This window comes from Soehngenia saccharolytica DSM 12858 (genome assembly GCF_059568515.1).
In genome coordinates this window covers 20,908-36,031 of the sequence record NZ_JCANTN010000021.1, presented here as the reverse complement: position 1 = coordinate 36,031, position 15,124 = coordinate 20,908, and the positions used below count along the sequence as shown (strand labels likewise).

The window sequence follows — 15,124 nt, the reverse complement described above, 5'->3', positions numbered from 1 at the left end:
GACTTCTCATGACAAATCTTGTTTCAACCATGGTTCATACTTTGTTTCTCCATGTCCATGAGATCTCCCCAGGTAAGAACAACAACCTTCCTTCCATGTAACCGCCACATTTACTGTGTAGAGTTCGGGTAGTATTGGACTTTGTTTTGTTAAGCAAACTCATCCACTCTACTTCAGCCTGATGTGATTTCTGTTCGTCGGTTCAGAATTTTGCCTCTAGCTTCCTTCAGATTCCACGTCACCATGGACACCCTTGCTCTTGGCTAACGGTTCCTACTACCAAGCCCGTAGTGGACTTTCACCACCTAGTTGTTGCTCATGCTGGGCACACTTAAAAAAATAGTCCATTTTGGACTATTTTTTTACTTCAATTCATCATAATCAAGAGGTATCTCATAACTTTTTAATTGAATATTTGCATCATTCAACAATTTGAATAATTCCTGCATAAATATTCCTCTGTTTTCATTTATATCACAATTTGGACTATCTTCTATACCTACTACTCCTACTATTTCATAGCCATGATTTGTATATTCTTCTATTTCTTTTATAACAGGCCTTAGCATGTGTCTGCACATCTCTCTGTGAATTGGAGTGTCATAATCAAATTTGCTCATAGGTTTTCTTTCTAACCCAAAATGCCTTAGTTCAGGGCATGGCAATTGTATAATTCCAATCCCTTCTTCAATAAATCTTGAAGCTATTTTAAAAGCTCCCTTAGCTCTTGCCATTGGTTGTACTACACAGTTTTGATTTAATATGCAGTGACTTACTACAACTATTTTCTTGCCTCTTTCGTCGTTATCAAGCATTATATATTATCTCCTCTAATATATTCTTTCGGCAGTCTTTTAATCATATAACTCGCTAACAAACATGAAAGAATTTTATCTATTAAATTGCCAGCTATTCTAGGAATAAAAGCCGCAGTAAAAACCTCAGCACCTGATTGCTTTAAAATGCTAAAAATTATATCATTTCCTGAACCAGTTAAACCTCCATAAACATATACAGCAATTGGCGTTCCAATTAATGGAGCAACTATTGCCAGTATAATTCCAGTGATTATTGCCTGTTTTGTGCCAAATTTGTATTTCTTTGCTATGATTCCAACTATTAAACCAATTGCTGCATTCACTATAAAAAAAGGAATGTCCTTAGGGTTTCCAGACAATATAGGAGTTAAAATATTAGTAATTGCTCCAACGCTAGCTCCATACCAAGGTCCATACAATGCAGCTATGAAAATCGTACCTAAGGTATCTAAAAACAATAATGGTATTTGTAACCTTGAAACTAATGTGCCTAAAACAATGTTAATTGCTACTGCTAAGGCTGAAATTATTAATATTGAATTTTTATTCTTCATGCTATCCCTCTTTCTTGTAAGATATTTAAATTATAATCGTAGGATAGCGTTTAATAAAATAGATTTATTTAATAGTTCAACGTGATTGTATTGATATATTTTATAACCCTTTAATACTAAGTAATGAAGATTTCATTGCTGTTTTCCTCAAAAAATTATTGTACATAAAAGGTGATTTAATATGTTTTAGTGTCATTTTGAAGTTCATTTTCTTCATTTCTTTATTGTATATTTCATCGACATCATTTTCATTGCAGTTCTTTATGATATTAGCTAATATACTTGAACTATATAGTGCATAGCTGATACCCTCAGCAGAACTTGGACTAATTAAACCAGACGATTCTCCAATCAAAAATATATTTTTTCTGCCATAACAAATTTCACTATTTCGTATTGGCCTATTTATAAAAGTTCCTTTCGTACTTATTAAATTAGATAAATCAAAACCCTCATTTGATAATTTTATCTTCAGCAATTCAAACTTTTCTTTCGCACCATCTCTATTCAAAGCTGAACCAATTAATATTGTATCTTCTTTTGGTATGATCCAAGAATAAAAATCAGTGATACAATGATCAAATATTGCTAAATAATAAGGCAATATTGTATTTGATTTATATACCTCCTGTATAGAAAGGTATTGTTTTGGCCATTTATAAGCATCATATGCACTTTTCCTAACCGATGAATTCGATCCGTCAGCGCCAACTAATACCTTTGTTTCGACTTCCATTTCCTTATCTTTTGTGCGAAGCTTTACAGTTATACTATTAGATTCTTTTCTACAACCAGTAAAAACTGTATTGACCATTTTTTCAATGTCATCAGGTATCATATCAAACATCCATTTATCAAATTTAAATCTGTCAAAGTTCAAGTAAAACCTCTGATAATATTTTTTTATGTTATTATTTAAATCAATTGTCTTAACTGCAAATATCTGAGGATTTACTAATATGCTGTTTGGCAAAGATAAGTTTAACTTTGCAAACATTAGTTGAGCATCAGGAGCTAATAACCCCCCACATAATTTTTCATTTATTGAGGTATAGCTCATAAAATTTCTTCTATCCACTAGCAACACTTTCTTTTTTTTACTCAATAATCTTGCAAGATTAGAACCTGCAGGACCTGCTCCTATAATTATTATATCGTACATGATATCTCCCCTCTATTACATAATAAAGGAAAAAATATCGTTTTACAATATATTTTTATTGTTTTACTTAATAATTTCGTCTGAATATCCATATTAAAAAATCATTGTAATTATTATCAGACTTAAAATTGCGCCACTAATGATGTACTGTAAAATAAAAATGAAAAAACACCTAATTGATATCATCCTTTCAAGTAAATTAATAAATATTTATTGTGAAGTATTATATCTTTCAGGTGTTTAAATCATTCTATTTATTAAATTTTCATTTATTGATTCTCGTGAACTATTTCTCCGTCTACCACTGTCATATTTATTTTTATATCTTTTATTTTTTCAGTATCTATTTCAAATATATCATCATCAAGTACGACGAAATCGGCATAATAATTCTTCTCTAGTCTTCCTTTTAGGCTTTCTTCAAAACTTACATATGCTGACTCTAAAGTATACGCGTCTATTGCATCGTAAATGTCCATTCTTTCGCTTTCATTCCAAGATTTATCAGGGTATCCATTAAGATCTTTTCTATTTACAGCACAGTACAAATTGTTAAATGGATTGAGGTCCTCAACAGGAGCATCTGTTCCGAGTGATAAATGTACACCTCTTTTAATCAATGTATTAAAAGCATAAGATGTCTTTGCCAATTCTTCGCCAATCCTATCCTCTACGATGTGAATATCATAGTTTAGAAATATAGGTTGTACTAATGCTAAACAGTCCAAGTCTTTTACCAACCTTAATATTTCTTCATCAGTTATTTGTAAGTGGACTATGCCATGTCTTTTATTGTTGCTATATTTAATTATCTTTTCATATGAATTGAGTACCTGTTCAACCGCACCATCACCTATTGCATGTATAAGCATCTGCTTATTATTTGAATCAATGTATCTTGTGATTTCATCAAGTTCTTCATCAGTGTATATTCTCACACCTTTGTTTCCTGAATCATCTTTATAGTCTTCCCTTAAATAGGCTGTTCTTGCCCCAAGCGAGCCATCTGCAAATAATTTTATAGGTCCTATTTTATTAAAACTTGTATTGTATTCATCTTCATTCAATTCTTTAAAAAACTCTGCCAAAGATGAAATATCCTCAAAAGCACATTGGTGTGTAACTCTTATGTTAAGTTTACTTTCTCTTTCTAACTTTTTATAGGCAGATAGTACATCCATATAATTATCGCCATTTACATCATTAGTTTGAACAGAAGTTATGCCATTTTTTATAGCATGATTAATTGCCTTTTCTAGATATTTTTCTCTTTGATATGAAGTTGTAGTTTTCAAATACTTGTTAAATAACTTCATTGCGTTTTCACAAAACACTCCATTTGGAAATCCATCTTCTTCTCTAAGTATTTTCCCACCTTCAATATCTAGCAGGCTTTCATCGATCCCTAAAATTTCCAAAGCTTTTGTATTCGCTACTAAAATGTGTCCACATACTCTTGTGAAAATTATAGGGATATCAGTTGAAATCATATCTAGATCATGTCTATTTAAAAGTCTTTTTTCATCAACAAAATAATCTTGATTCCAGCCGTTCCCTAATAATATATCATCGATTTTATTGTCATTAATATACTCTTTTGCTCTAAAAATTATTTCATCTACTGATTTCAAACCATATAAATTCAGATTAGATAATCTGTAACCAACTCCTTCTAAGTGAAGATGTGAATCATTAAATCCAGGAATCACTGTTTTGCCTTTTAAGTCAATCAAATCACAGCCATCTTTTAAAGATAGTATATATTCATTTGTTCCTATATCCTTTATAATCCCTTTGTCGACCAGCATTGCTTGCGCAAACTTATCTCTGTTTTGGTATATCTTCCCATTATAAAAAATCTTTTTCATTTTAGCCTCCTTAATTGCTAAATGATTCTTCTCTTTCGCAAAATATTTATTCCTATCAATGCAAATGCTCCTCCTACTAGAGCTGTTATGAGCTGAGGCGTACTCATACTCACAGCTAGTGCATTCGCAACTTTTGTTGGAAACTCTAGTCCAAATACATATATCAATTTTTTTGCAGAGAATGACAAAAATAAGAATTTTACAACAGAACCTAATATAACTCCAATAATCCTTTGGGTTTGGCCCTTCTCCATAAAGATGCTAAATATCAATACATATATAGCATTCCCCACCATAATAAATGGAATGAAAGGAGCCAATGGGGCAGCTAATTGACCTACAAGATAAGCTAATACGGGAGTTAATACCCCTACACCAACTCCAAACCATCTTCCGCAAATATAAGCAGTCAAAATAAGCACCATGTTGACAATTGGTCCAACAATAAATTGATTTATTTCTGGAATAGTTCGTCCAATAATTTGAAAAATAATTGCGATTGCAAGCAGTACTGAAGCTTGAACAAGTTTTTTAGTGTTGCTTTCCATAATATCACCCCTCGTATGATATATACCACAATTTAACAGTTTATATTATTTAATTTAACTTAACTATAAATATACCATAAAGAAGGAAAACTTAATATAAAAGCTAGCATTTCTTTTACAAGAAAATACTAGCCTGAGAAAAAAAGTTTTCTACGCAAGGTATTGCTCTAAATATCTCTTGGAGATTATCAAACCTTTTAGTATTGAGGCATCGTCTCTTTCGAAAGCTTTATCTTCAATTTCTACGCATGAATATCCATCATAGCCTATATCCGATAATGCTGAAATAAACTTATTCCACATGCAATCCCCTAAACCCGGTATCTTAGGTGTCATGTATTCTAATGGATATGCTAAAACACCACATTTTTTTAATTTTTCTTTATTTATTTTGATATCTTTAAAGTGAATATGAAATATTCTTTCTTTGTACTTGTATATTGGCTCAATATAATCCATATTTTGCCATATGAAATGACTTGGATCATAATTAATCCCTAAATTCTCATTTGGCAATATTTCAAAAATTCTATCCCATATATCTGGTGAATTAAATAAATTTTGTCCACCAGGCCATTGGTCTTTGTCAAAAAGCATTGGACAATTCTCAATAGCTATCTTAACATTTTTTCTTTTTGCGTATTCTAAGATGTCTGGCCAAACTTCTTTAACAAGCTTAAGATTGTCTTCAATGTTTAAAAACTGATTTCTGCCTATAAATGTCGTCACCATATTGACGTTTAATCTTGCACTTGCATCTATAACTTTATATAGGTGTTTGACATTTTTCTCTCTCATTTTTAAATCATTGCCTACAGTGTTTGGATAAAAAGCTAATGATGATATTTCTACATTTTTATGAACACAATAATCCTTAATATAACTTGCCTTCTTATCATCGATATTGTCTACATCTATATGGCTTACTCCTGCATATCTTCTTTCAGCTTCTCCTCTAGGCCAACAAGCCAACTCAACACATTGGTAAGATAATTTGTTTGCAATATCGATTACTTCTTCAAAACTCTTATCAGCTAATATCGAACTTACAAATCCTATTTTCATAATATCCCTTCTTTCTATTCAATTCTTACAGTGGATCCAGTAATTGATGAATCTATACTTGCAAAAATTGCTTTCATGGAAGGAAGTATATGTTCAGCAGATAGTACTGAATCAGTATTGTTCTCTAAGCTATCAATAAATTCATCAATAACTCCGCTTTTAGTCTGATTGTCATTTGTTTGGATTGTTTCTAGATCGAAATCTATTTTTTCTCCATTTTTCAAAAACAATTTTATTGCATAATCTTTATCATCATAAATTTTCATTATTCCTTTAGTCCCATATATTACAGTACTATTGTCCTCAGGCCCGTAATAAGTCCAACTTGCAGTCATAGAACCTATAGCTCCTTTTTTTGTTTTATATATGCAAATTGCATTATCATCCACTAAAATAGGTTCTCCTGTTTCATATTTTTTGTCTAAAGTTGAAAGAATAGCGGTGGTCTCAACTATTTCATCATCTAGTAGATAGTTTATTAAATCTGTCTTATGAATACCAAGGTCAGCTAAGGACCCCATTGTAGCAACTTCTTTACTGAAAAACCAAACATTCAATCCTGGATTTATACTCCATGTTTCTGGCCCGGAATGCCCAAATGTTGTTCTAAAACTTAAACAGTCACCGATTACTTGATTTTCAATTAACCTTCTAGCATATATATGAGCCTTCGCCAATCTTTGATTGTGCCCTATCAATAACTTTTTATTGTTGTCTTTGGCAGTTTTAACCATAAGCAGACAATCTTCTAAAGTAGTGGCCATTGGTTTCTCACAAAGTACATGTTTTCCTTTCTCTAATGCTTCAATTGTAATCTTGGCATGTAGATTGTTCGCCACACATATACTCACAGCATCTATTTCTTCATCATTAAGCATATCATGATAATCTTCATAATGTATTACATTGTATTTATCAGCTAATAACTTTGCTCTTTCTGAAGTTCTATCATACAATCCAACCAATTGTGCATTTTTATTATCTAAATACTCTGGAATATGCCTTACTTGAGCTATCTTTCCACAGCCAATCACACCAACTCTAATCATAATATACCTCCTAACTCTCTAAACTTTCTCTTTCTTTTGCAATAAAACTGCAGCTACAACAATTACGCCTTTAAAAGCTTCCCTCAAAAATGGAGGCACTCCAAACAGATTAAGAAGATTATTCATTACTGCGATGATTAAGACTCCAAGCACTGTTCCAAGTATTTGACCTTTACCACCACTCATACTTGTTCCACCGACTACAACTGCTGCTATTGCATCCATTTCACTGCCACTGCCAGCATTTGCAAAATCCATTGAGCCTATTCTAGAAACTTGGACTATTGAAGCAATTGCCACTAACAACCCAGATAAAGTATATACGAGCGTCTTCACTCTCTCTACTTTTACACCAGAAAGTCTTGCTGATTTTTCATTTGAGCCAACTGCTATAACTTGCCTGCCAAATACAGTTTTCTTAGATATAAAATATAATATTATTGATAAAATAATCCAATAAACAATTGGCATGATCATGTATTTTCCAAATTTCAAATTCGAAATTACAAGAAATTCCCTTGGCACAGTCGGATTGTACCCTTGCATAAAATGCTGAGTTACACTCCTAAAAATCTTCATAGCACCTAATGTTGCAATAAATGGCGGAATTTTTCCCTTCGTTATTAATACTCCTATTAAACTTCCTAAAACGCTTCCCATAAGTAATATAAGCAATATAGCTACAATAAATGCCGGTATTCCAGTAATTCCCAGTTTTATCAGGATACCATTCGGCCCTTCGTCAATAAGCATCATAAGCACAGCACCTGTTGCAACTAATGTAGAACCGACTGCCAAGTCTATTCCTCCTGAAATGATAACTAAAGTCATGCCCAATGCTATTATTCCAATGCTTGCATTGTTTCTCAATATGTTCACCCAGTTATTTAACCAAGAAATAAACCAACTGCCGATTGAATCATAATCAAATCCTAAAACTAGAGTTTGTGCAACAATTATTATAACCAATGCAATAGCAGTGCTAAAAAGCGGTTGATTTGACCATTTGTATTTAAGTTTTAGAATTAAGCTATTTTCTTTCTTAGAAATCTCTGCCATTAATTAGCTCACCTCACTCTTTATGTTACTGCCAGTAGCTAGTTTCATGATGTCATGTTCATTTAAAGTATCTTTAGACACTTCTCCTTGTATTTTCCCGTGATACATTACAATCGCTCTATCACATAGTCTTACGATCTCTTGGGCTTCACTGGATAACACTATTATTCCCATCCCTTTATCAGCGAGGTTTCTTATGATGTCATATATATCTTCTTTAGCCCCCACATCAACTCCTTGAGTAGGATTGTCTAAAATCATAATCTTAGGATTGGTTGCTAACCACTTAGCTAATATTACTTTCTGCTGATTTCCTCCAGACAAATTGTTAATGTTGTCAGTTTCCTTTATCATCTTAATTCTCAATGATTTAACTTGATCCCTAAATATTTCCCTATGCAATTTAAAATTAATAAGTCCACGCTTCGAGTACTTTGGCCACACAACAATTGAAGCATTTTCTAGTATATTCATGTCTTTTATTATTCCATTCTCTTTTCTGTTCTTTGGCAAGTACCCAATTCCCATATTGATTGCTTTCACTACGCTATCTATATTGCACAATTCTTCTTCAATAAACAGTTTCCCGTAGTCTTGCTTGTCAATTCCGCATATGCACTGAAATAATTCGCTCCTTCCATCGCCTAAAAGCCCAGTAAAACCTAGTATTTCTCCTTTGTAAAGCGAAAAATCAATATCATTGAATGTATTTTTTTTAGAATAATTTTCAACTCTTAAAATTTCATCTCCGAGTTTAACTTCTTTTCTATTTTCTTTTATATCTAGTATATGTCCCACCATAAACATGGCTAAATCATCAGTGCTTACTTCTCTTACAAGACCTTCGCTTACCAAATAGCCATCTCTTAGACAATAATATTTATCACATATCTCTTTGATTTCATTTAATTTATGAGAAATATATATTATCCCTACTTTATGTTTCTTTAAATTCAACATCATCTCAAAAACTCTTTTGATTTCTTTTTCAGTTAAGGATGTCGTTGGTTCATCCATGATTATAGTCTTTGCATTCATTATCATAGCTCTTGTGATTTCTACAATTTGTTTATATGAAATATCTAAATCTCTTACCATTGTCTTTGGATCTAGATTGATATTCATATCTTCAAAAATTTTTTTTGTTCTCAGATACATTTCTTTATGGTTCAATAAGCCGCTAGTATTTTTTATCTCTCTGCCAATAAACATATTTTCATAAATAGGTAAATCATTGATTAAATTTAGTTCTTGGTGTATAAATGATATTCCGTTTTCAATCGCTTCAATAGGTCTATTAAAATCGACCTCTTTCCCATCTATGAGTATTTTTCCAGAATCTTTTTTTATTACGCCTCCCAATATATTCATTAGTGTAGATTTTCCAGCTCCATTTTCCCCTATCAATGCACATATCTCACCGTCTTCAACTGATAAATTTACTCCTTTTAAAACTTCGTTGCTTCCAAAATACTTGTATATATCCCTAAGCTCTATACTCATTAAACCACCACCATAGTTCATATATAATTTAAGAGAGGATAGATAACCTCTCTTAAATTTTAAAATTTCTAATATGGAGAATTTGGGTCAAGATAATCTTGATAATTCGTTCTATCAACAACAGTTGTAGGTATTATAGTGACTTCTTCAGCTTTTTCGCCTTTTAAGAGCTTCAATGCAACATCTATTGCATCTTTGACCATAGCAGGACTATATAACGCTGATTCAAGCCAGATATTTTCATATTCAGGCATAAGTTTAAAATACTCCTGCATGCCGCCACAACCAGTCAACACTTTTATATCTGTTCTTCCTGCTTCATTTATCGCTTGCAAAACTCCTATAGATGTTTCATCATCCATCGAAAATACAGCATCTATTTTGGGATTGCTAGTTAAAATATCTGCAAAATCTTTTAACCCATCTTCTCTAGTGAATTTTGTCGCATAAGTTAAAAGATTTAAATTTGGAGCAATCTCCTCAACCTTATCTAAAAAGCCTTTCTTCCTTAGCTCTGAAACTGATCCAGAAGTTGGAACTTCAAGAATCACTACATTTCCTTCTGTTCCAATTTTATCCACAATGTATTCAGCTCCTGCTACTCCTATTCCATAATTGTCACCAGAAACTCTATAAACTCCATCAGCATTGATCTCAATATCAAAGTTTACTACTTTTATGCCCTCATCTATAGCTCTTTGTATAGGTACTTCCATGCCTTCCCATTGTGGAAAAGCTACTATCGCATCTGCTCCCCATGTCATTAAGTCATCGAGTTGAGTGGTCATCTCTTCAGCATTGGAGCTCGTGTAAATTTGGTACTCAATTTCATCTGATAATTCTTTTGCTCTTGCTTCTGCGTGATATGCCACTGCCGCTACCCAACCATGAGTTACAGCTGGAGCAAGGATACCAAGTTTATACTTATCTCCAGTTTTGCCCTCGTTATTCGAAACATTCGAGCCATCACTGCACCCAGTAAGTAGAAGCGAAAATATTAATGCTAATGTTAAAATGACACTTCCTGCTTTTTTCATGATTAATCCTCCTCACTAATTATATAGTTAGTTGTGAAAATAGTTCACAATTAACTTCACCCATTAAAATAAAGATTTGGTGGTCTCTCTCACAATAAGTTCATAAGGTATTATTCTCTTTTCTATTGACTTTATTCCATTTTTAAAGAGATTATTCAACAACCTAAAAGATTCTGTGCCGAGCTTATAACATGGTTGAGAAACTGTTGTAAGATAAGGATGAAACATAGTCGTATAGTCGACATCATCAAATCCAACAACACATATGTCCTGAGGTATATCTAGATTTGACTCTTTAATTGCTGCAATAGCACCTAAAGCTATAGTGTCAGAGATGCAAAATATCGCACTTGGTTTCTCCTTAAGATTTAATAATTTCAATGTAGCTTCTTTCCCGCTTTTAAAAGAATATACTTCATCTGCATATTGTATATATTCTTCATTACATTCAATGGTTTCTATATTTAAAAAATCCTGATAAGCTTTTAGCCTCAAATATGTAGATATATAATTGTTAGTGCTTGAAATCATGGCAATTTTTCTATGCCCTAGGCTGTAAATATACTGCATGACATTGTATGCAGCATCATAGTTGTCGATGGATACTCTTGAAATATCTACATCCATTGGATATTCTGAACATAGCACAATAGGGTACTCAGAGGCGTAATCCTCTATCCAATTTGAATCCATGTTGCTTGCTAATATAATCGCCCCATCTGATCTTTTTTTCTTTAACATATCAAGTGCTTTCTTTTGCTCGCTTTCTTTACCATATGTATTATATATGAGGGCACTATATCCATGTGTTTGTGCCATATCTCCAATACCTGCAAGTATATGTGCATAATAGGGGTTTGTAATGTTGGGAGTTACAATAAGCACAACTCTAGTCTCATTTTTCCTTAAATTTCTTGCTGATATATTGGGTTCGTACGAGAGTTTCTCAATAGCTTCGTAGACTCTGAGTCTTGTTTCTTCTTTTACAATTTCGGGATTGTTAATCACTCTTGAAACAGTGGCTACAGATACATTAGCTTCTTTTGCTACATCTTCAATAGTTGACATGATTCGCCTCCAATGTAATCCTTTTCATACATAAATAAACGTTTCCATTTATAATTTGAGTATAGCTTTACAAATTTAGACTGTCAATATAAATAAATAAATATTTCAATAATTTAAAATATTTTCAAGTATTTCTATTGTATTTAGTATCTCAGTTGGTTTTATAAAAGTATCATCGCCATTTTCAATACATGAAATAAAATATTTTAATTCCTTGTAAAACATAGATGATGATGGCAAGTTAATATCTGTATTGATCATCCTATGCGTATTGTCTTCATAAACTATTGGATCTTTGTTTGGTTCAAATAAAATAAGTTTTTGATTATTATATTCTAATATGCCTTCTTCAAATACTACCCTCCAATTTGCTTTAAATGGATAGTTCGAATTATACCAAGAAGCAGTCGCCAGTACGTCAAATCCATCAAAATGATAGTTTATTCTATATTGTTCTTTAAATGATAAATCATTTTTCCCACAAGTTCTTACATCAAATGATAATGGTTTACCAAATAAACTTATCATCAAGTCAAGATCGTGTATATGCAGATCAAAAGGTATATGCCCACTTTTTTCTTTTTCTAGAAACCAATTATTTGATGACCATTTTGGCGCTGAAGATAGTCTTTCAAAATACGCATCAAGGACTTTCCCCAATTTATTATTTACACAAATATCCCTCAAAATTTCTGATTCATATGAAAATCTTACCACTTGAGCGACAAAGAGTTTAAGATTTCTATTTTTTGCAAAATCGAACATCTCAATAGCATCTGATTTGTTTAAAGTTATTGGTTTTTCAACTATTACATTTTTATTTAGTGATAAGGCCTTTAATACATGTTCCTTGTGCAAATAAGTAGGAGTTGAGACATCTATTACATCAATATCTTCATTCGCTACCATCTCTTCCATTGTCTTATATGTTCTTAATCCCATCGCTTGTGCCTTTAATTTACTTGACTCGGAATTTACAACAGCAGCATTAACTTTTACATTCTCTAGCAGTAAATAGTTATCCAAATGAACTTTTCCTATTCCCCCAAATCCAACTAATCCAATATTTATCATAATAGGCCTCCTCTTTTACTATGCTTAAAGCTGTATTAAATCATAATATCGACATTTTTTAAGTAATCAAAAGAATCTTTCACCGCATTATGAACTTCATCAAGGTTCTTTGGCCCTTCTTTAGTAAATTCTATTTCTATGCTCATTGGGCAATTGTTCTTATAGCTTTGCAGTATGCCAAATACTCTTGGAAAATCAATATATCCTTTCCCCAGAGCTGGAAAATTCCATTCATCTGGCAAGCCGTTTTTATCTTTGATATGCATAAAACCAATTTTATTCACACATTTTTCTATGTCGTCATATATGTCAGCATCGCCATAAAATATAGCATTTGCAGTATCATAATTTATCATTACATACGGTGAATTCAACATCTCTATTATTGGCATAATAGTTTCTCCTGTGCTATGCCTGCCGTGAATTTCTAAACAAAGTTTTAGATCATATTTATTCAGCATAGGCAATAAGCTTGAGATATTGTTTACAACCACTTCGTCTGAAGTTTCCTTTTTATCTTGAATATGAGCTTCACCTATAGAGCTTATTATATATTTGCACTCAAAAAACGCAGCCAATTCAATATTTAGCTTGAAATCCTCTATCCTATTTTTATCCATTAAGTTGCAATGACCACTTAATGCAAAAGGAATCAAATTAGCCTTGCTAAGTTTATCTTTTATAAAAATTAGCTCTTTAAAACTCATATCTGAAAACACATGCTCTGTCCAGCCTTTAGTTGCAGTCAATTCAATGTATTTAAATCCTGCATTTTTAATGCCTTCGATAGCTTCATCAAGCGTAAAGTTGTGATATGAATTTGAATTAACTCCTATTAACCTATTCATAAAATTATCTCCTATTATCCTAATCTATTTTTGTAACAAAGCTACAGTTTCAACCTCTGTAGTGTGCGGAAACATGTCCACAGGTTTTATTCTCTCAACTCTATATCCATTTTCCAATAGGATTCTTAAATCTCTCGCAAAAGTGGCACTATCACATGAGACATAAACAATTGTTTCCGGATTTAAGTTTACTATTTCTGACAAAGTATTTTTACCAGCACCAGATCTTGGTGGATCTAAAATAACTTTATTTGGCTTTCCTTCCTTTTTCTGCAACTCGGGCAATAATACTTCTACTTTGCCATGGTAAAAATGTGCATTGTCAATATTATTTTCTACTGCATTCCTCTTAGCATCACTGACGGCTGATTTTATATATTCTATTCCAATGACCTTGCCAACATCGTTAGCAATGAACAAAGCAATGCTACCTATCCCCGAGTATAAGTCATATACTAAATCTTTCTTACTAGGATTTAAATATTTCTTCACTATACTGTATAATTTTTCTGTTTGGAAAGAATTTGTTTGGAAAAAGGATTCTGGTGATATATTAAACTTTATATCTCCAATATAATCCACTAAAAATTCTTCACCAAATAAATGTATGAATTCCTTACCGTATTTCGCTTTATCATCTTTATTTATATTTTGATAGATACTTATGACACTACCTGTATCTCTCACCAATTTATGAATCAATTCATTTTTATGAGGAATCTCTTTTGTCTGGGTAACCAAAATAACCATCGCCAATGAGTCTTGATTAGTCCTTATCCCGATGTGCTTTAAATTTCCTTTTTTATTCTGTCTGTCATAAGCTTCGATGTTATATTGATCCATCCACTCTTTTATTGATTTAATTATTCTATCGCCTATTTCCTTTTGAAGAATATCTTCTTCAATTGGAACTATTTCATTAGATTTTCTTTTATAATATCCAATGATCTTCTCTCCATTTTTTACACCTACAGGAATTTGTGTATTGTTTCTATATCTAAAAGGATGATTCATGCCCAGAATTGGGTCTATTTCATATTCTATTCCACATATCTTATATAAGTCATTTCTTATTTTCTTTTCCTTCCATTTCAATTGTTCTTCATACTTTAATTCTATTAAAGGTACTCCTCCGCCTAATTTGGTTGTATCAAATTCGTATTTTTCTCTCAGATCAGAATATTGTATGATATTTATAGCTTTACCCATTGAATAATTCTTCTTTTCTTCGATGATTTCAAACTCAACTATATCTCCTATAATGCAGTTATCAACAAATACGACTTGTTTTTCTAGCTTTATTACACCGAATCCTTCTGAATTAAAATCTACTACTTCTCCATTGTATATTTTACCAATTTCCATTTTAGCCCTCCATTTTCTTTCTATTTTTATTTTATCATATTACGCGGATATTATTTTTATTTATTAATAGATTCTATTTACATAATTTTCACATTTACATTATATA

The 15,124-nt window shown here is 32.0% G+C and carries 14 protein-coding genes; all 14 read right to left on the bottom strand.

Annotation, left to right across the window (positions count from 1 at the left end; translation table 11 throughout):
• Nucleotides 1–362 precede the first annotated feature (362 nt).
• Nucleotides 363–815: a CD3072 family TudS-related putative desulfidase gene (locus BO51_RS06930; RefSeq protein WP_496485249.1), complete on the bottom strand. Its 453-nt coding sequence runs from the start codon at nt 813–815 to the stop codon at nt 363–365.
• A complete protein-coding gene (locus BO51_RS06925; RefSeq protein ID WP_496485247.1) occupies nt 815–1,372 on the bottom strand; it encodes a CD3073 family putative ECF transporter S component in 558 nt (185 codons plus the stop codon). Before BO51_RS06925 ends, BO51_RS06930 begins: the two co-directional genes overlap by 1 nt.
• Nucleotides 1,373–1,472: 100 nt before the next feature.
• Nucleotides 1,473–2,534: an FAD-binding protein gene (locus tag BO51_RS06920; RefSeq protein WP_496485245.1), complete on the bottom strand. Its 1,062-nt coding sequence runs from the start codon at nt 2,532–2,534 to the stop codon at nt 1,473–1,475.
• Between the two features lie 269 nt (nt 2,535–2,803).
• Nucleotides 2,804–4,402 (bottom strand): amidohydrolase, encoded by a 1,599-nt coding sequence (locus BO51_RS06915; RefSeq protein WP_496485243.1) that lies wholly within the window; start codon nt 4,400–4,402, stop codon nt 2,804–2,806.
• Nucleotides 4,403–4,419: 17 nt separating this feature from the next.
• A complete protein-coding gene (locus BO51_RS06910) occupies nt 4,420–4,950 on the bottom strand; it encodes an ECF transporter S component (RefSeq protein ID WP_496485241.1) in 531 nt (176 codons plus the stop codon).
• Between the two features lie 150 nt (nt 4,951–5,100).
• Entirely contained in the window at nt 5,101–6,015 is a 915-nt protein-coding gene (locus tag BO51_RS06905) for a sugar phosphate isomerase/epimerase family protein (protein WP_496485239.1), read from the bottom strand.
• Nucleotides 6,016–6,029: 14 nt separating this feature from the next.
• Entirely contained in the window at nt 6,030–7,064 is a 1,035-nt protein-coding gene (locus BO51_RS06900) for a Gfo/Idh/MocA family protein (RefSeq protein ID WP_496485237.1), read from the bottom strand.
• An 18-nt stretch (nt 7,065–7,082) separates the two neighbouring features.
• Complete coding sequence (locus BO51_RS06895) at nt 7,083–8,123, bottom strand: ABC transporter permease (protein ID WP_496485235.1); 1,041 nt, start codon at nt 8,121–8,123, stop codon at nt 7,083–7,085.
• A gap of 3 nt (nt 8,124–8,126) precedes the next feature.
• Nucleotides 8,127–9,626, bottom strand: coding sequence for a sugar ABC transporter ATP-binding protein (locus BO51_RS06890; protein WP_496485233.1), 1,500 nt, complete (start codon nt 9,624–9,626; stop codon nt 8,127–8,129).
• 68 nt (nt 9,627–9,694) lie between these two features.
• Nucleotides 9,695–10,663 carry an ABC transporter substrate-binding protein gene (locus BO51_RS06885; RefSeq protein WP_496485231.1) on the bottom strand — a complete coding sequence of 323 codons (969 nt, stop codon included), beginning with the start codon at nt 10,661–10,663 and terminating at the stop codon, nt 9,695–9,697.
• A gap of 63 nt (nt 10,664–10,726) precedes the next feature.
• On the bottom strand, nt 10,727–11,731 hold the full coding sequence (locus tag BO51_RS06880) for a LacI family DNA-binding transcriptional regulator (protein WP_496485229.1): 1,005 nt from the start codon (nt 11,729–11,731) through the stop codon (nt 10,727–10,729).
• A gap of 105 nt (nt 11,732–11,836) precedes the next feature.
• The gene (locus BO51_RS06875; RefSeq protein WP_496485227.1) at nt 11,837–12,805 is read right to left on the bottom strand and encodes a Gfo/Idh/MocA family protein; all 969 of its coding nucleotides are present in this window, start codon (nt 12,803–12,805) and stop codon (nt 11,837–11,839) included.
• Nucleotides 12,806–12,840: 35 nt separating this feature from the next.
• Nucleotides 12,841–13,653, bottom strand: coding sequence for a sugar phosphate isomerase/epimerase family protein (locus BO51_RS06870; protein ID WP_496485225.1), 813 nt, complete (start codon nt 13,651–13,653; stop codon nt 12,841–12,843).
• Between the two features lie 24 nt (nt 13,654–13,677).
• Nucleotides 13,678–15,018: a 23S rRNA (uracil(1939)-C(5))-methyltransferase RlmD gene (gene rlmD, locus BO51_RS06865; protein ID WP_496485223.1), complete on the bottom strand. Its 1,341-nt coding sequence runs from the start codon at nt 15,016–15,018 to the stop codon at nt 13,678–13,680.
• Nucleotides 15,019–15,124 lie beyond the last annotated feature (106 nt).